The sequence below is a fragment of the Streptomyces sp. NPDC001828 genome (assembly GCF_042892175.1).
In the GTDB taxonomy this organism is placed as follows: Bacteria; Actinomycetota; Actinomycetes; order Streptomycetales; family Streptomycetaceae; genus Streptomyces.
On sequence record NZ_JBIATV010000002.1, the window covers coordinates 864,064 to 882,739 of the forward strand.

An 18,676-nucleotide genomic window follows, 5' to 3' on the forward strand; every position below is an offset into this window, starting at 1 on the left:
GGCCCCTTCCGCCCCGCGTCGAGGGGTGCGGCGGGGCCCGCGCCGGCTATTCGTCGAGCGCGCGCAGCGGGGTCGCCACCATCTCCCAGCGCGAGTCGAACCAGGCCTGCGCCTGCTGGAACTCCGCGCGCTCCAGGGGCCGTGCCCCGTTGCCCTCCAAGGTGGCCGGGAACAGGGTGTCGCTGTGCAGTTCGAGGACCTCTATGGACGCGGCGTCCACCAGGATGCGGGTCCTGCGCAGGAAGTAGTAGCCGGTCAGCATCTGGGTGCCGTTGATGAGGTAGCGCTTCTCGCCGGGCACCGTCGGCAGCCCCCGGATCTCCACGGACACCGAGCCCACCGTGCCCTCCTCGGCCAGCTGGGTGAGCGAGTGGTGCAGCGCCTCCGCGTACATCCGGATGACCCGCCGCAGCCGCCGCAGCGGGCGCGGGTCGCCCGGGTCGTCGAGGTGGCGCGGATAGGGGTGGTGGGTGTCCAGGTCCGGCACCAGGACCCGTACCCGGATCGAGCGGGGGGCCGCCCGGTCGCCGAGCCGGATCAGCTCGGCCTGCTGCTGGACCGCGCGGGACAGCTCCTCGGTGTGCAGCGACCAGACGTCGAGGGAGACGTGCGGGGCCTCGAAGGCGCGGGAGACGTAGTAGACCAATGGCCGCCCGATGGCAGCCTGCCGGGCCACCCGGGCGCCCCGGCCCGAGACCCCCTCCTCCAGGAGCTGCTCGTCGCGCAGCAGCTGGAGCGCCTTCTGTACGGTGCCGCGTCCGCAGCGGAAGCGGCGCATGAGCTGCTCCTGTTTGGGCAGCCCCTCGCCGGGCGCCGGCACGCCGCTCTGGATGTCCTGGCGCAGCGCGTCGGCGACCAATCGGTAGCGGGGGATCTCCCCGGCGTCGTCCCGGTCGGCCCCGTTGATGTGGGTCGTCACCCGCCGAGGCTACAACTCGCGGTCAGGACAGGACAGATGGCTGCATCGACCGGTCAACTGACCTCGTTGACCGGTTGGTTGTGCCGCTTGGCCGGTCAACTCGCCATTGGCATAGTCGTGTTGCTCGATATGCAGTCGGTCGACCATAGATGGCAGCCATTCAGTCCGGGTAGGAAGAGGGCACACAATCGCCTGCCAATGAGGGTACCGAGCGTCACTCCACGCGGTCCGCGGCGGCGACAACCGGAGGAGGTGTTCCATGGGACTGGAGACACGCGTGCAAATCGTCCTCGAACTGCTGTCGAACGTGGGTGTGGTGTCCCTGCTCGGCCCGTCGGGCCTGCTGGTGCTCGCCCTGGGCGTGCTGCTCGCCAAGGGTGGCGGCGCGGACCGCGAGCGGCCGGCGACGGTCCCGTCCGGACCGCGGACCAACCTGGTGTGCGTGGCGGCCGTGCTCGTGGTGATCCTGCTGATCGCCGCCCGCTGAGCGGGAGTTCACGGCGAGCGGCGCCCGCTCCGGATCCGGCTCAGTTCGGATCCATGGGGCGGGCGATGGTGTTCCACAGCGAGTCGAACCACTGCTGGGTCTGCTCGACGTAGCTGCGGGTGACCTGGTCGTCGTCCACCACGGTGTGCCGGAAGAGCATGCCTTCCACGCCGAGCATGTCGTAGATCTCGATCGGGTTCCGGTCGAGGTCCACCGTGCGCTCGGTCACCTGGTAGTGCCCGGCGAGGACTTCGCGGCCGTTGAGGATGTAGACCTTCTGCGTCGGCGTGATCGACACCTTGCGGGCCTCGACCGTCACGTCCGGGACCAGGTCGCGGACCTTCAGCATGCGCAGCGAGTGGCGCAGCGAGCCGTAGATGTGGTTGCTGGTGATCCGCAGCCGCTCGCGCGGCCGGACGTTGCCCAGGTCGCCGATCACCTGCGGCAGCGCGAGCGGCGCCTCGGCGTCGGGCAGCAGGATGCGCACCGCGACCCGGCGCGGGCCCGAGCCCTCGGCCTGCACGGCGACGAGCGGCCCCGCCAGCGCCGATGCCAGCGTCTCGCCATTGAGGCAGTACGCGTCGATGGTCACCTCGTCCTGGCGGAAGCACTGCGCCACCCGCTCGCCCAGGAAGACGCCGGCGGGCCTCGGCGAATGGCGGCGCGGCCCCGGCGGCTCGCGCCGGGCCCCGGGGGCCGGGCCCGCGGCCGGGCGGGCCACGGTCGGCGGGGTGCCCTGCTGGGCCCGCCTGATCAGGCCTTCGCGCTCCAGGAGCTCGACGGCGCCGCGGACCGCGCCGCGCGGCACCGAGAAGCGCTCGCAGAGCTCCGCCTGGGTCGGGAGGTGCTCACCGACCCGCAGCTCCCCGCCGGAGATGAGGGCACGCAGGCCGTCGGCGACCACATCCCGTGGACGACGCTGTCCCTCGGTAGAAGCGCTGATTCCAGGCACATCGCAAGCCTACAACGGCCTGCCAATGACGGCGAGTTGTCTGCCGGAAACTGCCCGTGTCCGCCAATGGTCGCCGCTATTCGTAGAGTTGACGCAGATCGCGAGCGGCCTCGGCCAACCGCGCGCGCAGACCGCTGGGTTCCAGAACCTCCAACTCCGGCCCCACCGCCAGCAGTTGGCTGTAGGCGACGTCCTGCGACTCGACCGGAAGCGTGAGCGTCAGCCAGCCGTCCGGGTCCGCCGCCCCGGCCTTCTCCAGGGCCTCGCGCACGAGGCCCCGGTCGCCGGTGGTGTGGGGGAGCAGGGCGGCTCCGGCCGGTGAGACCCGTACGACCACCGTCTCCCTGAGCACCGTGCGCGCGAACTCCTCGGCCCGCGCCTCCCAGAAGCGCGGCAGGTCGAAGTCCGCGTCCCGTACGAAGCGGTCCTCGCCCGCCGCGACCGCCGTGAACCGGTCGAGCCGGTACACCCGGAAGTCTCCGCCCTCTTCGGCGGCCCGGGCGCACAGGTACCAGACGCCCGCCTTCAGGACCAGGCCGTACGGCTCCAGGTCCCGCTCCACCTCGCGGCGGTCCGGGCGCCGATAGCCCACCCGTACGCTCCGGTCGTCCCACACCGCCTCGGCCACGGCGGGCAGCAGTTCGGGCGTCTCCGGCTCCTGCCACCAGCCGGGGGCGTCCAGGTGGAAGCGCTGGGCGGCGGCGGAGGGGGCGTCCTTGAGGGAGGGGAGCAGGGCGGCCGACACCTTCAGGCGGGCGGCCGAGGCGGCGTCCTCCAGGCCCATCTCCCGCAGCGCGCCCGGCACTCCGGACAGGAAGAGCACCTCGGCCTCGGAACGGGCCAGGCCCGTGAGGCGGGTGCGGTACCCGCCGACGAGGCGGTAGCCGCCGGCCCGCCCCCGGTCCGCGTACACCGGCACCCCCGCCTCGGCGAGCGCCTGCGCGTCCCGGGTGACGGTCCGCTCGGAGACCTCCAGCTCACGCGCCAGCTCGGCGGCGGTCATGGCGGGCCTCGCCTGGAGGAGCAGCACCATCTTGATGAGCCGGGCAGCGCGCATGGGGCCATGATGCATGGGCCGCACTCCGCTGCGGGTTCGCGGCGCGGGCTCTCGGTGTCTGCGCGGGCCTGCCCTCCAGGGGCCCGGGGCCGGCCCGTACCGAGCAAGTGCCCCGTAGCCCGGGGCCGGGCCGTACCCGAGCCGTGTGGGCCGCGCCTAGCCGTGCTGGTCGGTGAGGGCGATGACCGAGAACACCCCGCCCTGCGGGTCGCGGAGCAGGGCGAAGCGGCCGGGTGGGATCGAGGTGGGTGGGACGTGGACCTCGCCGCCCAGCTCCCGCGCCCGCGCGGCCACCGCGTCGCAGTCATCGACCTGCACGTACACCATCCAGTGCGCCGGTACCTCCGGCGGAAAGTCCGAGCCCATCCGCATCATGCCGCTGAAGCTCTCCCCGTCGAGCTTCCACTCCGTGTACGAGGAGGACGATCCGTAGGGGTCGCTCTCCCGGGCGTCCCAGCCGAAGACCGCCCGGTAGAACGTCTTCGCCCGGTCGCTGTCGCGGGTGAGCAGCTCGAACCAGCACATGCTGCCCGGCTCGTCCACGACGCCGAAGCCCGCGTGCCGCTCGGGCTGCCAGACGCCGAAGACCGCGCCCTCGGGGTCGGTGAACACCGCGAGCCGGCCGGACTCGAAGACGTCCATGGGGCCCGCGACGATCGAGCCGCCGTTGCCGGTCACCGCCGCGGCCGTCGCGTCGGCCGACTCGACCTGGAAGTACGTGAGCCACGCGACCGGCTGCTCCGTGCGGGGCCCGTACCCGCCCACGTACCGGTCGCCGAGCAGGAACATGCCGTAGCCGCCGGCCTCCTCCATCGGCACGTCCGCGCCCTGCCAGCCGAACAGGTCCCCGTAGAAGGCCTTGGCGGCGGGGACGTCGGTCGTCGAGAGGTCGGCCCAGGCGGGGGCGGACGGGCGGTTGGAGATCTTCACGTGCTGCTCCCGGAGTCGTGCCGCCCCCCGGGCGACCATTCACGCACGCGTGCCCCGGCCCGGCAATCGGGACGGGGCACGCGTGGGTGACCTCCGGGTCCACGGGTCCGGACCCCGGCGCTCGCGCACCGGAGCCGGGACAGGACCCCTTCGGCCTACAGGCCGTAGCGCTCGCGCGCTTCCTTCACGGCCGTGACCGGGACCTCGCCGCGCTTGGCGAGCTGGGCCAGGGCCGCGACGACGATCGACTGGGCGTCGACGCCGAAGTGGCGGCGGGCCGCCTCGCGGGTGTCGGAGAGGCCGAAGCCGTCCGCGCCGAGCGAGGAGTAGTCCTGCTCGATCCACTGCGCGATCTGGTCCGGGACCTGACGCATGTAGTCGGACACCGCGAGGACGGGGGAGTCCACGCCCTCAAGTGCCTTGCGCACGAAGGGAATCCGCTCCTCGCCGCGCAGCAGGGCGGCGTCCGCCTCCAGCGCGTCGCGGCGCAGTTCGGTCCAGGAGGTGGCGGACCACACGTCGGCGGCCACCCCCCACTCCTCGGCGAGCAGCTTCTGGGCCTCAAGGGTCCAGTGGATCGCGGTGCCGGAGCCGAGCAGCTGGATGCGGGAGGCGTTGACCGGGACGGTGACGCCCGCGGTCTCGGCCGTGTTGAAGCGGTACAGGCCCTTGATGATGCCCTCGTCGATGCCCGAGGGCTTCGCCGGCTGCGGCATCGGCTCGTTGTAGACCGTGAGGTAGTAGAAGACGTCCCGGTCCTCGCCCGGGGCCGCCTCGCCGTACATCCGGCGCAGACCGTCCTTGACGATGGCCGCGACCTCGTAGGCGAAGGCCGGGTCGTAGGACAGGGCCGCCGGGTTGGTCGCCGCGATCACCGGGGAGTGGCCGTCCGCGTGCTGGAGGCCCTCACCGGTCAGGGTCGTACGGCCGGCGGTGGCGCCCACCAGGAAGCCGCGGCCCAGCTGGTCGCCGAGCTGCCACATCTGGTCGGCCGTGCGCTGCCAGCCGAACATCGAGTAGAAGATGTAGAACGGGATCATCGGCTCGCCGTGCGTGGCGTACGCGGACGACGCGGCGATGAAGTCGGCCATCGAGCCGGCCTCGGTGATGCCCTCGTTGAGGATCTGGCCGTCCTTGGCCTCGCGGTAGTACATCAGCTGGTCGCGGTCGACCGGCTCGTACGTCTGGCCCTTCGGCGAGTAGATGCCGAGCGAGGGGAACAGCGACTCCATGCCGAAGGTGCGGGCCTCGTCCGGGACGATCGGGACCCAGCGCTTGCCGGTCGTCTTGTCGCGGATCAGGTCCTTCATCAGCCGCACGAACGCCATGGTGGTGGCCATGGACTGGCTGCCGGAACCCTTGTCGAAGGCCGCGAACGACTTGTCGGCCGGGGCCGGCAGCGGGGCGACCGCGTGGCTGCGGCGGGCCGGAGCCGGGCCGCCGAGCGCCGCGCGGCGCTCCTGGAGGTAGCGGACCTCGGGGGACTCGGCGCCGGGGTGGCCGTAGGGGACCTGGCCGTCGACGAACTGCGCGTCGGAGATGGGCAGTTCAAGAAGGTCACGCATGTTCTTGAACTCGTCGTTGGTGAGCTTCTTCATCTGGTGGTTCGCGTTCTTGGACGCGAAGCCCTCACCGAGGGTGAAGCCCTTGACGGTCTGCGCCAGGATGACGGTGGGCGCACCCTTGTGGGACAGGGCGGCCTTGTAGGCGGCGTACACCTTGCGCGGCTCGTGGCCACCACGGGAGAGGTGGAAGCACTCGAGGATCTTGTCGTCCGAGAGCAGCTTCGCCATCTCGACGAGCGCCGGGTCCTTGCCGAAGAAGTCCTCGCGGATGTAGGCCGCGTCCCGCGTCTGGTACGTCTGCACCTGGGCGTCGGGGACCTCGCGCAGACGGCGGACCAGGGCGCCGGTGGTGTCGAGCTGGAAGAGCTCGTCCCAGGCGCCGCCCCACAGCGACTTCACGACGTTCCAGCCGGCGCCGCGGAACTGGGCCTCCAGCTCCTGCACGATCTTGAAGTTGGCGCGGACCGGGCCGTCGAGGCGCTGCAGGTTGCAGTTGATGACGAAGGTCAGGTTGTCCAGACCCTCGCGGGCGGCGAGCGCGAGGGCCGCCGTCGACTCGGGCTCGTCCATCTCGCCGTCGCCGAGGAACGCCCACACGTGGGAGTTGGAGACGTCCTTGATGTTCCGGTTGGTGAGGTACCGGTTGAAGCGCGCCTGGTAGATGGCGGAGAGCGGGCCGAGTCCCATGGAGACGGTCGGGAACTCCCACAGCCAGGGCAGGCGGCGCGGGTGCGGGTAGGAGGGCAGGCCGTCGCCGCCGGACTCCTGGCGGAACTTGTCGAGGTGCGCCTCGGTGAGGCGGCCGTCGAGGAAGGCGCGGGCGTAGATGCCGGGCGAGGCGTGGCCCTGGATGTAGAGCTGGTCGCCGGATCCGTCGCCCTCCTTCCCGCGGAAGAAGTGGTTGAAGCCGGTCTCGTACAGCCAGGCCGCGGACGCGAAGGTCGCGATGTGGCCGCCGACGCCGTACTTCGAGCCCCGGGTCACCATGGCCGCCGCGTTCCAGCGGTTCCACGCGGTGATCCGGCGCTCCATCTCCTCGTCGCCGTCGATGACGGGCTCGGAGGAGGAGGGAATGGTGTTGACGTAGTCCGTCTCCAGCAGCTTCGGCAGGGCGAGGCCCGCGCCTTCGGCGTGCTGCAGCGTGCGGCGCATCAGATACGCGGCCCGGTGCGGGCCGGCGGCCTTGGCGACGGCATCGAGGGAGGCCGCCCATTCGGCGGTCTCCTCGGTGTCACGGTCCGGGAGCTGGTCGAGCTCGCTCGGAAACTTGGCTACGGGGTCGATCATGATCGCCGCCTTCCGGACAGGAGGGGGGTGGAGAAATAGGGGCCTTTGTCTGGCAGGACGGGGCCTTGGACCGGTGAGTCCGCCGTTGACTGTATGCCGACGATCGATGATCGATCAAAGCGTTGAGCCAAAAACTTCTTCGAATCGGGAAAGTCGGCACAGGGTGCCGCCAAAATGGGCACCGGGTGCCTTGGACGGTCCGGCGCCCCGCAGCCTGCCGCGCAGGTCAGGCGCTACGCGGCGCGCACCCCAGGACATGGGCCTTCACCAGGGCGCCGATGGCCGGATCCCGCCGCCGGAACGCCGCCACGAGGTCCTCGTGCTCCTCGGCGTACGACTTCTGTACGGTGCCGAGCCAGCGGATCGAGAGCGCCGTGAACACCTCGATGCCGAGGCCTTCCCATGTGTGCAACAGCACACTGTTGTCGGCCGCCCGGACCAGTTCCCGGTGGAAACCGACCGTGTGCCGCACCTGCGCGGTGCCGTCGGCCGCCCGGTCCGCCTCGTACAGGGCCGCCACGTGCGGCTCCAGGGCCGAGCAGTCCTCGGCGAGGCGCCCGGCCGCCAGCTCGGCCGCGATCTGCTCCAGACCGGCCCGCACCGGATAGCTCTCCTCCAGGTCGGCCGCGCTCAGGTTCCGCACCCGTACGCCCTTGTTGGGCGCCGACTCGATGAGGCGCAGGCTCTCCAGCTCGCGCAGCGCCTCGCGCACGGGCGTCTGGCTGACCTGGAGCTCCACCGCGATGCGCCGCTCCACGATCCGCTCACCGGGCTTCCAGCGCCCGCTGACGATGCCCTCCACGATGTGCTCGCGGATCTGCTCGCGCAGCGAGTGGACGACGGGCACGGTCATGGGGGCTCCTTCGGGCGAGCGACGACGTCCAGACGAAAGCGAGCGACGACGTCCAAACAATACGGCCGCGCCCCCGCCCGGGAAGAGCCCGGGCGGGGGCGCGGCCGCTGGTGAGACGAGTCTTACAGCCGTCCCACGGTGCCTCTCGGAGCCTTACAGGCCGAGCTCGACCTCGAACTCGCCGGCCTCCAGGATCGCCTTGACCGCGCTCAGGTAGCGGGCCGCGTCGGCGCCGTCCACCAGACGGTGGTCGTAGGAGAGCGCGAGGTAGGTCATGTCACGGATGCCGATGACGGTGCCCTCGGCGGTCTCGATCACCGCGGGACGCTTCACGGTGGCACCGATGCCCAGGATGGCGACCTGGTTCGGCGGCACGATGACCGTGTCGAACAGCGCGCCGCGCGAGCCGGTGTTGCTGATCGTGAAGGTCGCGCCGGACAGCTCGTCCGGGGTGATCTTGTTGGCGCGGACCTTGCCGGCCAGCTCCGCGGTCGCCTTCGAGATGCCGGCGAGGTTGAGACCGCCCGCGTTCTTGATGACCGGGGTCATCAGACCCTTCTCGGAGTCCACGGCGATGCCGATGTTCTCCGAGTCGAAGTACGTGATGGTGCCCTCGTCCTCGTTGATCCGGGCGTTGATGACCGGGTGGGCCTTCAGCGCCTGGGCCGCCGCCTTCACGAAGAACGGCATCGGGGACAGCTTGACGCCCTCGCGGGCGGCGAAGGAGTCCTTCGCGGCCGCGCGCAGCTTCATCAGCTTGGTGATGTCCACCTCGACGACGCTGGTGAGCTGCGCCTGCGAGTGCAGGGCCTTCATCATGTTGTCGCCGATGACCTTGCGCATGCGGGTCATCTTGACCGTCTGGCCGCGCAGCGGGGACGCCTCCAGGGAGGGGGCGGCCTTCGCGGCGGGGGCAGCGGCGGCGGCCGGAGCCGGAGCCTTGGCGGCCTCGGCGGCGGCGATGACGTCCTGCTTGCGGATGCGACCGCCGACGCCGGTGCCCTTGACCGCGCCCAGGTCCACACCGGACTCGGAGGCGAGCTTGCGGACCAGCGGCGTGACGTACGCGCCGTCGTCACCGGAGGTGGCGGCGGGAGCGGGCGCCGGGGTGGCGGCCGGAGCCGGGGCCGGAGCGGCGGCGGGGGCCGGAGCCGGAGCGGCGGGGGCGGCCGGAGCGGCGGCCGGGGCCGGGGCGGCGGGAGCCGGGGCCGGAGCGGGCGCCGGGGCAGCGGCCGGAGCCGGAGCCGGAGCCGGGGCGGCCGCGGGGGCCGGGGCGGCCGGAGCCGGGGCCGCGGCGGGAGCGGCACCCGGGGCGCCGATGACGGCGAGCTTGGCGCCGACCTCGGCGGTCTCGTCCTCACCGACGACGATCTCGAGCAGCACGCCCGCGACCGGAGCCGGGATCTCGGTGTCGACCTTGTCGGTGGAGACCTCGAGCAGCGGCTCGTCCTCGGCCACCTCCTCGCCGACCTCCTTGAGCCAGCGGGTGACGGTGCCCTCGGTCACGCTCTCGCCGAGCGCGGGGAGGACGACGTCGGTGCCCTCGGCGGAGCCACCGCCGGAGGCGGCCTCGGCCGTGGGGGCCGGGGCGGGGGTCTCGGTCTCGGTGGAGGGCGCGGCCTGCGGCGCGGGCGCCTCCTGGGCCGGGGCCTGCTGCGCCGGGGCCTCGGCGGCCGGAGCGGCCTCGGCCGCCGGGGCGCCGGTGCCGTCGTCGATGATGGCGAGCTCGGCGCCGACCTCGACGGTCTCGTCCTCGGCCACCTTGATGGAGGCCAGGATGCCGGAGGCGGGGGCGGGGATCTCGGTGTCGACCTTGTCGGTCGAGACCTCGAGCAGCGGCTCGTCGGCCTCGACGCGCTCGCCCTCGGCCTTCAGCCAGCGGGTGACGGTGCCCTCGGTGACGCTCTCGCCGAGCGCCGGAAGGGTTACGGAAACCGACATGGTTTCGGTTGCTCCTTACGAAATTGCGGTAGTGGTCGTCGCGCCCGAGGGGCTGTTAGTCGTGGGAGTGCAGCGGCTTGCCGGCCAGCGCCAGGTGGGCCTCGCCGAGCGCCTCGTTCTGCGTCGGGTGCGCGTGGATGAGCTGCGCGACCTCGGCCGGCAGCGCCTCCCAGTTGTAGATCAGCTGGGCTTCGCCGACCTGCTCGCCCATACGGTCACCGACCATGTGGACGCCGACCACGGCGCCGTCCTTGACCTGGACGAGCTTGATCTCGCCCGCGGTCTTGAGGATCTTGCTCTTGCCGTTGCCCGCGAGGTTGTACTTCAGAGCGACGACCTTGTCCGCACCGTAGATCTCCTTGGCCTTGGCCTCGGTGATGCCCACGGAGGCGACCTCGGGGTGGCAGTACGTCACCCGGGGCACGCCGTCGTAGTCGATCGGGACGGTCTTGAGACCGGCCAGACGCTCCGCCACCAGGATGCCCTCGGCGAAGCCGACGTGCGCGAGCTGGAGCGTCGGGACGAGGTCACCGACGGCGGAGACGGTGGGCACGTTGGTGCGCATGTACTCGTCGACCAGGACGTAGCCGCGGTCCATCGCGACGCCCTGCTCCTCGTAACCGAGGCCCTGGGAGACCGGGCCGCGGCCGATGGCGACGAGGAGGACCTCGGCCTCGAACTCCTTGCCGTCGGCCAGCGTGACCTTCACACCGTTGGCGGTGTACTCGGCCTTCTGGAAGAAGGTGCCCAGGTTGAACTTGATGCCGCGCTTGCGGAACGCGCGCTCAAGGATCTTGGAGCTGTTCTCGTCCTCGACCGGCACGAGGTGCTTGAGGCCCTCGATGACGGTGACGTCGGTGCCGAAGGACTTCCACGCCGAGGCGAACTCGACGCCGATGACGCCGCCGCCCAGGATGATCGCGGACTGCGGGACGCGGTCCAGGGTCAGCGCGTGGTCGGAGGAGATGATCCGGTTGCCGTCGATCTCCAGACCCGGCAGCGACTTCGGCACGGAGCCGGTCGCGAGGAGGACGTGGCGGCCCTGGACGCGCTGGCCGTTGACGTCCACCGAGGTCGGGGAGGACAGGCGTCCCTCACCCTCGATGTAGGTCACCTTGCGGGAGGCGACCAGGCCCTGCAGTCCCTTGTACAGGCCCGAGATGACCTCGTCCTTGTACGCGTGGACCGCGTTGATGTCGATGCCCTCGAAGGTCGCCTTGACACCGAACTGGCCGGCCTCGCGCGCCTGGTCGGCGATCTCGCCGGCGTGCAGCAGGGCCTTCGTGGGGATGCAGCCGTTGTGCAGGCAGGTGCCGCCGAGCTTGTTCTTCTCGATCAGTGCGACGTCCAGGCCCAGCTGCGCTCCGCGCAGGGCCGCGGCGTAGCCGCCACTGCCACCGCCGAGGATCACTAGGTCGAAAACGGTGCTGGCGTCGTTCGCCACGTCACGTCCTCCATGCATGTGCGCCGGGCGCGGTCGTCGATGACCGGCGGCGGCTGGTGTTCGGCCGCTTATCTTCGGCCCTGTGGTGGGGGCCCTGTCCTGCCGAGAACCCATCTTCGCACTTGTTGACGGAAGGCGGGACGCGGGGCCGGGGTCTGAGACGGCTGATCGTCGGGCTCAGCGCCTCTCAGACGTCACTCCACCGCCACGCGAAGACGTACGGATTTCATCTACAGCGAAATCCGGCCGAAGCGTGACGGTACGGAGCGTGAACACGGGCGGCCCCGGCGCTTGTGCCCGGGGCCGCCCTGTGTGTCGGCTGTGGACGGGCTGTCAGCCGAGGTCGCCCGAGGCGGTGCGCTCCGCGAGCCGGACCAGGGTGCGCACCGAGGAGCCGGTGCCGCCCTTGGGGGTGTAGCCGTGCGGTGCGCCGTCGTTGTAGGCGGGGCCCGCGATGTCCAGGTGGGCCCAGGTGATGCCCTCGCCCACGAACTCCTTGAGGAACAGGCCGGCCACCAGGCCGCCGCCCATCCGCACGCCCATGTTGGCGAGGTCGGCGGTGGGGGAGTCCATGGTCTTGCGCAGGTTCGCGGGCAGCGGCATCGGCCAGGACTGCTCGCCGGACTCCTCGGCGATCTCGTGGATCGCGGTGCGGAAGGCGTCGTCGTTGGCCATGATGCCGAAGGTGTGGTCGCCGAGGGCGAGCACCATCGCGCCGGTCAGCGTCGCCACGTCGACGATCGCGTCCGGCTTCTCCTCGGAGGCCTTCCACAGCGCGTCGGCCAGGACGAGCCGGCCCTCGGCGTCGGTGTTGAGGACCTCGACGGTCTTGCCGCTGTACATGCGCAGCACGTCGCCGGGGCGGGTGGCGGAGCCCGACGGCATGTTCTCGGCGAGCGCGAGCCAGCCGGTGACGTTCACTTCGAGGCCCAGGCGCGCGGCCGCGACGACGGCGGCGAACACGGCGGCGGCGCCGCTCATGTCGCACTTCATCGTCTCGTTGTGGCCGGCCGGCTTGAGCGAGATGCCGCCCGAGTCGTAGGTGATGCCCTTGCCGACGAGCGCGAGGTGCTTGGCGTTCTTGGCGTGCGTGTACGTGATCTTCACCAGGCGCGGCGGGTTCTCGGAACCGACGCCGACGCCGAGGATGCCGCCGAAGCCGCCCTTCTCCAGGGCCTTCTCGTCGAGCACCTGGACCTTGAGGCCGTGCTCCTTGCCGGCGGCCGAGACCACCGCGGCGAAGGCCTCGGGGGTCAGGTCGTTCGGCGGGGTGTTGATCAGGTCGCGGGCGCGGTTCATCTCCTCGGTCAGCGCCAGGGAGCGCTCGACGGCGGCCTTGTGGGCCTTGTCGCGCGGCTTGGCGCCGAGCAGCGTCACCTCGGCGAGCGGGCCCTTGGCGTCCGGGCCGCGGTCCTGGTAGGCGGTGAAGGCGTAGGCGCCGAGCAGGGCGCCCTCGGCGATCGCCTCGATGTCCTCGGCGGCCTCGATGGGCAGCGCGAACGCGGCCTTCTTGACGCCGTGCAGGGCGCGGGCCGCGTTGCCCGCGGCGGTGCGCAGCACTTCGCCGTCGTACGCCTCGTCCTCGGCGGGGGCGGTGCCGAGGCCCACGGCGAGCACGAAGGGGGCCTTGAGGCCGGAGGGCGACACGGCCTTGGTCACCTCACCCTCGCCGCCCCGGGCGCCGAGGGTCTCCAGGACCGCGGCGAGCTTTCCGCCGAACGCCTTGTCCACGGCCTCGGCGCCGGGCGCGATGACCAGCCCACCCTTGGGTCCTGCGGCCTTGGCGACGCCGACGACGAGGGCGTCGGCGCGCAGCGTCGCCGCACCGGCAGTGCTGAGAGTCAGAGCAGTCACGGTGGTGAGATCTCTCTTCCTTGAGAAGCCTGGTGGCTTGTTCGACCGTCGGATGGGCCGGCCGGGACCCGGTACATCGTATTTCGGGCGGGTCGACCACCAGCCACGAGCCTACGCGGGGTGACGACGTTCGATAGCGGTGGCCGTAATTCACTCATCCGTGGTGTCTCTTTCACGTTTGGCCCGCACGCTCGCTGAGAGCTCCGTCACACTCGCCTCAATCGGGACAAGGGGCATCGCGCCCCTTTGCATCATCACCACAGGTTCTCCATGCGCACTCCGCGTACGGAGGACCCTACGAGGGGGGACATATGAAGGCGAAGGCCTTGAAAACGGGCAGATCGCGGCTTGCGCTCACGGCGCTGATGGCCACCGGACTGCTCGCGACGGCCATACCGGCCGCCAACGCGGCGGCCACGGTGCTGCCGCGGATCGATCTGAAGGTGCTGGTACTCGACGACGGCGGAAGCGCGGTCGGTGCCGTCGTCGCCGAGCTGAAGAACACCGGAGTGCCGTACCAGACGGTCGCGTTGGGCGCCGCGGGGCGGCCGACGATCAACGCCGCGTTCCTCAGCGACACCATCGCGGGCCGTCCGCACGCCAAGTTCCAGGGCGTCGTCGCGCCCAACGAGATCCCGTTCGGCAGCGCAGCGGCCCCCGAGCAGGCCGCGCTCGCCGCGTACGAGAAGACCTTCGGGATCCGCCAGATCGACGCGTACACCTGGGCCCACCCCGAGGTCGGGCTCGACTACACCGACCAGCCGGGCGGTTTCTCCGGACCCCTGGACGGCGTGAAGACGCAGGTCAGCGCGGCCGGCAAGGCGGGGCCCTTCGGGTACCTCGACGGCCCGCTCACCTTCGAGGACAACGACCCGGCGGTGCCCGAGAGTTACGGCTACGCGGCCCGTCCCCGGGACGGCTTCACCAGCTACCTCGACGCCCCGTCGGGCGGCTCCATGCTCGGCCAGTACACCCACGACGGCCGCAGCGAACTGGTCGTCACCTTCGCCTACAACCAGTACCAGCAGCAGTTCCAGGCGCTGGCCAAGGGCATGGTGGAGTGGGTGACCCAGGGGGTGCACCTCGGCCAGAGCCGCAACTACTTCTCGGTGCACGTCGACGACGTGTTCGCGCCGGACGCCCGCTGGGACAGCGTCAACAACTGCACCCCGGGCGACTTCGACTGCCCCGACGGCGGCACCGCGAGCACGGACATCCGCATGACCGCGGCCGACGCCCAGTACGCGGCGCAGTGGGAGGCCACCAACGGGTTCACGCTCGACATGGTCTTCAACGCGGGCTCGGGCGAGGAGTGGAAGACCGAGAACGGCGGCACCGACGCCCTCGCGGCCCAACTGCTCGCCGACAAGGCCAAGTTCCGCTGGATGAACCACACGTACACGCACGAGTTCCTGGGCTGTGTGCAGGACAACACCGTCGTGCCGTGGGTGTGCAAGAAGAACGCCGACGGCTCCACCCAGTGGATGAGCCGGGCCGACATCTCCTCGCAGATCTCGCAGAACTACAACTGGGCCGTCCAGAAGGGCCTCCCGGTCGACAAGAGCGAGATCGTCACCGGTGAGCACTCCGGCATGAAGGTGCTGCCGCAGCAGCCCGACGACAACCCGAACCTTGCGGGCGCCTTCGCCGACAACGGGATCAAGTGGGCCGGCAGCGACTCCTCGCGCGAGCCGAACCAGCGCGCCGTCGGCGCGGCCCTCACGGTGCCGCGGCACCCGATGAACGTGTACTACAACGTCGGCAAGGCCGCCGAGATGACCGACGAGTACAACTGGCTGTACACCTCGAAGGCCAACGGCGGAAGCGGCATCTGCGAGGACAACCCGGCCTCCACCTGCATGACCGCGCCGCTGGACACCGCCACCGGCTACCAGTCGTACATCGTTCCCCGCGAGGCCAAGACGGCGCTCAGCCACGTCCTGTGGAACGACCCGCGGCCGCACTACGTCCACCAGTCGAACCTGGCCGAGGAGCGGATCCTCTACCCGGTCCTCGACAAGGTGCTCGGCGACTACAAGGCGCTGTACGCGGACAGCGCGCCCATCGTGAACCTGCGCGAGAAGGACGCGGGAACCGAGTTCAGCCGCCGCGCGTCCTGGGACAAGGCGCTGGCTTCCGGTTCGGTGACCGCCTACCGGATCGGCACCGCGGTGACCGTGCAGGCCCCGAAGGGGGTGGCCGCACCGATCACGGCACCGTCGGGCACGCTCAAGCAACTGCTCATCGGCACCGCCGCGTTCGGGACGCCCTACGCGGGCGAGCGCTCCGACTGGTCGTCGCCCGAGCTGCTCCAGTCGGCGATCACGCTGAAGCTGCCGGCCTGACCAGCGCCTGATCGCCGGTAACGCACGACCGCTTGTCCTGGGGGGACAACCATGCCGAGCAGTGGCCGTCATGTCACCATGCTCACGGAAGGCACATATCCGCATATGCACGGGGGTGTGAGCACCTGGTGCGACCAGCTCGTACGCGGCATGCCGGAGGTCGACTTCAACGTCGTCGCCCTCACCGGCAGCGGCCGTGAGCCGGTCGCCTGGGAGCTCCCGGCCAACGTCTACCGGCACACGGCCTTCCCCCTGTGGGGGCCGCAGCCCGGCAGGCGGCGGCCGCTCCTGGGCAAGGAGAGGCGCCGGTTCACCGACACCTACGAGCGCTTCCTGCTCGCCATGCTCGACCCGGAGTCCGGCTGTGACTTCGCCTCGGCCCTCTACGGCCTGGCGGAACTGGCCCGGGACGGGCGGCTCTCGGCGGCGCTCCGCTCCGAGGCGGCCCTCAAGTCGCTGATGTGGATCTGGACCATGCCGCACCTGGCACTGTCCAGGGCGAAACCCACCGTGCACGACGCCCTGACCGTGACCGACCTCCTGGAACACGCACTGCGCCCGCTGTCCGCCCGCATTCCGGCGGACAGCGTGGCGCACGCGGTCAGCAGCGGCCTCGCCACGCTGCCCGCACTCGCCGCGCAGTACTTCGACGGGGTGCCGTTCCTGCTCACCGAACACGGCATCTACCTGCGCGAGCGCTACCTCGGCTACCGCACCGGCGAGCAGAACTGGCCGGTGAAAGCGGTCCTGTTGGGCTTCTACCGGGAGCTCAACACGCTCGGCTACCGCAGGGCCGACCTCATCACGCCGTGCAACCAGTACAACCGCCGCTGGGAGGAGCGCGGAGGCGCCCCCGCCGAGCGCATCCGCACCGTCTACAACGGCGTGGACCCCGACCTGTTCCCGCACGCCGGACCCGATCCGGCCGTCCCCACCCTGACCTGGTGCGGACGCATCGACCCGATCAAGGACCTGGAGACCCTGATCCGCTCGTACGCCATCGTGCGCGCCGAACTCCCGGACACCCGGCTGCGGTTGTACGGGGGAGTGCCGGCCGGCGGCGAGGACTACAAGACCCGACTGGAGAAGCTGGCCGCCGAACTCGGCGTCGCCGACGGCATCTCCTACGAGGGCCGCGTCACCGACGTGGCGAGCGCGTACGCCTCGGGCAGTGTGGTGATGCTGTCCAGCATCAGCGAGGGCTTCCCGTTCTCGCTGATCGAGGCGATGTCCTGCGGCCGCGCCACCGTCTCCACGGACGTCGGAGGCGTACGCGAGGCTGCGGGCGACGCGGGGCTCGTGGTGCCGCCACGGGAGCCGGCCGTGATGGCCGAGGCGGCCGTCGGGCTGCTCCGCGACGACGAACGGCGGGCCCGGCTCGGCGCCGCCGCCCGGCAGCGCGTGATCGACAAGTTCACCCTGCACCGCTCGGTGGACGGCTTCCGCCGGATCTACCGGGAACTGGCCGGAAACCCCGAAGTCGGCCTCACGGCAGCCGAGTTCACGCCCGAGGACGACTGGACGCTGCGGCTCGTGGGCCCCTGGTGCCGCGAGCTGTCCCAGGAGCCCCCGGCCGCCACCCTCGGCGGGGCCGCCCGGTGAGCGGTTCCCTGTGGATCGGCGGGGACGAGGGGCGGGACACCCTGCCCTTCATCCCGCGCCAGCGGCCGGCCGGACCGCGCGAGGACGACCCGGTATCCGAACTCGCCCATCGCCTGGACGACTTGATAGCCGTGGCCGTCCACCCGGACGAGATAGCCGCGGTCATCGAGTCCGACGGCATGACCGACGCCCAGATAAGCGCCCGCTACGGGCACCCCGACTCCTTCGCGCTCGCCGAAGAGCTCTACGGCCGCGTCGAGCGCCGCTATCCCGCGACTGTCGCCCCGCCCCCCGAGCCCTGGCACGCCCAGCTCGGCTCGTGTCTCCTGCGCGGCCTCGTCTTCGCCCTCCCCGGACTCGCCTACGTTCTCGGGGCGCCCCTGCTCGCCGGGCCCCGCACCACGTTCGGACTGCCCGCCGGAACCATTCCGCTGCTCGCGGGCACGGTCACCGGCTGGGTGTGGAACCAGTCGCTCTCGCACCGCGCCCACTCCTGGCTCAGCCTCGCCGACCGCCCGGCCGCCGTCCGCGCCCTGCGTCTGGGGGCCCCGCTCGGGGCCGCCCTCAGCGCGCTGTCCGCCGTCGCCGTGACCGGCCCCGGCGAACTGTCCGCCGCCGCGTTCGCCGCCGGCCAGTGCTGCTATCTGTCGGCGGCCACCGCCCTGCTGGTGCTCGGCCGTCAACGCCTGTTGTTCTGGGCCCTGTTGCCGCTGACGCCGGGAGTCGTGCCGGGGCTCCCCAGCGTCGTCGGACCGCTGCTCCTGCTCGTCTCGCTGATCGCCGCGGTCACGCTCGCCGTCCTCACCCTGCGCCGCGAGGAGGCCGGGGCCGGGCCGCACGGCGCCGTCTCGCCCCGGCTCGCCGCCTCCGTCCCGTACGGCCTGTTCGGGCTCGGCACCGGAGTGCTCGTGCTGTACGCCGCCCTCGGCGACATCTTCCGGCACGGCTCGACGGGCACCGTCGCCGGGCCGTCCGCGGTCGCCCTCACGCTCAGCATGGGCCCCGCCGAATGGCTGCTGCACCGCTTCCGCGCCCGGAGCGTCACGGGCCTGCGGGCCACCCGGAGCGCCCGGGGCTTCCGCGGCTCGGTCGTCACCACGGTGACCGGATGCCTCGGCGTCTACCTGCTGGTGCTCGCCGCGCTCGCCGAGGCGGGCACCCGGCTGTGGCCGGGCGCCCCGGCCCTGGGCGGGGCGCGCCTCGCGACCCTGCTCCTGATCGGCGCGGTGCTCTGGACCGGGCTGCTGCTCCAGTCGTTCGGGGCGGCGCCCGGCGCGGCCCTGGTGTGCTGCGCGGCGGCCGTCGCCCAGACCCTGGCGCTCGTCCTGGGTGCGCCGCCGACGGCCGGCCCGGTGGTGTCGGGGACCGCGGCCGCGCTGCTGGCCGCCCTGGTCTGTGTCCTACTGGGAAGGGCGACCGCCCACCGCCCATGACACCGAC

The 18,676-nt window shown here is 71.6% G+C and carries 13 protein-coding genes; 4 read left to right on the top strand and 9 right to left on the bottom strand.

Translation table 11 applies throughout. From position 1 onward, the window contains the following. Nucleotides 1–46: 46 nt before the first annotated feature. Nucleotides 47–919: a winged helix-turn-helix domain-containing protein gene (locus ACFYZA_RS10845; RefSeq protein WP_382582634.1), complete on the bottom strand. Its 873-nt coding sequence runs from the start codon at nucleotides 917–919 to the stop codon at nucleotides 47–49. 259 nt (nucleotides 920–1,178) lie between these two features. Here ACFYZA_RS10845 and ACFYZA_RS10850 point away from each other — a divergent pair, with 259 nt between their 5' ends. After that, nucleotides 1,179–1,406, top strand: a complete 228-nt coding sequence (locus tag ACFYZA_RS10850) for a hypothetical protein (RefSeq protein ID WP_382582637.1) — start codon at nucleotides 1,179–1,181, stop codon at nucleotides 1,404–1,406. A gap of 40 nt (nucleotides 1,407–1,446) precedes the next feature. Here ACFYZA_RS10850 and ACFYZA_RS10855 read toward each other — a convergent pair whose 3' ends face one another. From ACFYZA_RS10855 to ACFYZA_RS10890, 8 genes are all read right to left on the bottom strand, one after another. Next, complete coding sequence (locus ACFYZA_RS10855) at nucleotides 1,447–2,358, bottom strand: FadR/GntR family transcriptional regulator (protein WP_382582639.1); 912 nt, start codon at nucleotides 2,356–2,358, stop codon at nucleotides 1,447–1,449. 76 nt (nucleotides 2,359–2,434) lie between these two features. Continuing rightward, nucleotides 2,435–3,415, bottom strand: a complete 981-nt coding sequence (locus tag ACFYZA_RS10860) for a helix-turn-helix transcriptional regulator (RefSeq protein WP_388489247.1) — start codon at nucleotides 3,413–3,415, stop codon at nucleotides 2,435–2,437. A 156-nt stretch (nucleotides 3,416–3,571) separates the two neighbouring features. Then, on the bottom strand, nucleotides 3,572–4,345 hold the full coding sequence (locus ACFYZA_RS10865; RefSeq protein WP_388489250.1) for a VOC family protein: 774 nt from the start codon (nucleotides 4,343–4,345) through the stop codon (nucleotides 3,572–3,574). A gap of 155 nt (nucleotides 4,346–4,500) precedes the next feature. After that, nucleotides 4,501–7,197, bottom strand: a complete 2,697-nt coding sequence (gene aceE / locus ACFYZA_RS10870; protein ID WP_388489252.1) for a pyruvate dehydrogenase (acetyl-transferring), homodimeric type — start codon at nucleotides 7,195–7,197, stop codon at nucleotides 4,501–4,503. Nucleotides 7,198–7,423: 226 nt separating this feature from the next. After that, nucleotides 7,424–8,050 (bottom strand): GntR family transcriptional regulator, encoded by a 627-nt coding sequence (locus ACFYZA_RS10875; RefSeq protein WP_114035636.1) that lies wholly within the window; start codon nucleotides 8,048–8,050, stop codon nucleotides 7,424–7,426. Between the two features lie 153 nt (nucleotides 8,051–8,203). Further along, nucleotides 8,204–9,991: a 2-oxoglutarate dehydrogenase, E2 component, dihydrolipoamide succinyltransferase gene (gene sucB / locus ACFYZA_RS10880; RefSeq protein WP_388489255.1), complete on the bottom strand. Its 1,788-nt coding sequence runs from the start codon at nucleotides 9,989–9,991 to the stop codon at nucleotides 8,204–8,206. Nucleotides 9,992–10,046: 55 nt separating this feature from the next. Beyond that, the gene (lpdA, locus tag ACFYZA_RS10885; protein WP_199846390.1) at nucleotides 10,047–11,435 is read right to left on the bottom strand and encodes a dihydrolipoyl dehydrogenase; all 1,389 of its coding nucleotides are present in this window, start codon (nucleotides 11,433–11,435) and stop codon (nucleotides 10,047–10,049) included. Between the two features lie 333 nt (nucleotides 11,436–11,768). Then, nucleotides 11,769–13,289: a leucyl aminopeptidase gene (locus ACFYZA_RS10890; RefSeq protein WP_382600073.1), complete on the bottom strand. Its 1,521-nt coding sequence runs from the start codon at nucleotides 13,287–13,289 to the stop codon at nucleotides 11,769–11,771. A 365-nt stretch (nucleotides 13,290–13,654) separates the two neighbouring features. Between ACFYZA_RS10890 and ACFYZA_RS10895 the strand changes: the two genes are divergently transcribed. The 3 genes from ACFYZA_RS10895 to ACFYZA_RS10905 are packed head-to-tail and all read left to right on the top strand — an operon-like array spanning nucleotide 13,655 to nucleotide 18,669. Beyond that, nucleotides 13,655–15,634 (top strand): hypothetical protein, encoded by a 1,980-nt coding sequence (locus tag ACFYZA_RS10895; protein ID WP_382600080.1) that lies wholly within the window; start codon nucleotides 13,655–13,657, stop codon nucleotides 15,632–15,634. Between the two features lie 51 nt (nucleotides 15,635–15,685). Then, nucleotides 15,686–17,236, top strand: coding sequence for a GT4 family glycosyltransferase PelF (pelF, locus tag ACFYZA_RS10900; protein ID WP_382600071.1), 1,551 nt, complete (start codon nucleotides 15,686–15,688; stop codon nucleotides 17,234–17,236). After that, entirely contained in the window at nucleotides 17,233–18,669 is a 1,437-nt protein-coding gene (locus ACFYZA_RS10905) for a hypothetical protein (protein ID WP_388489259.1), read from the top strand. Before pelF ends, ACFYZA_RS10905 begins: the two co-directional genes overlap by 4 nt. Nucleotides 18,670–18,676 lie beyond the last annotated feature (7 nt).

Bases quoted from the DNA above. Each gene is read 5' to 3' on its own strand.
- ACFYZA_RS10850 (WP_382582637.1), top strand. From the start codon at position 1,179: ATGGGACTGGAGACACGCGTGCAAATCGTCCTCGAACTGCTGTCGAAC.
- ACFYZA_RS10860 (WP_388489247.1), bottom strand. From the start codon at position 3,415: ATGCGCGCTGCCCGGCTCATCAAGATGGTGCTGCTCCTCCAGGCGAGG.
- aceE (WP_388489252.1), bottom strand. From the start codon at position 7,197: ATGATCGACCCCGTAGCCAAGTTTCCGAGCGAGCTCGACCAGCTCCCG.
- ACFYZA_RS10875 (WP_114035636.1), bottom strand. From the start codon at position 8,050: ATGACCGTGCCCGTCGTCCACTCGCTGCGCGAGCAGATCCGCGAGCAC.
- sucB (WP_388489255.1), bottom strand. From the start codon at position 9,991: ATGTCGGTTTCCGTAACCCTTCCGGCGCTCGGCGAGAGCGTCACCGAG.
- ACFYZA_RS10895 (WP_382600080.1), top strand. From the start codon at position 13,655: ATGGCCACCGGACTGCTCGCGACGGCCATACCGGCCGCCAACGCGGCG.
- pelF (WP_382600071.1), top strand. From the start codon at position 15,686: ATGCCGAGCAGTGGCCGTCATGTCACCATGCTCACGGAAGGCACATAT.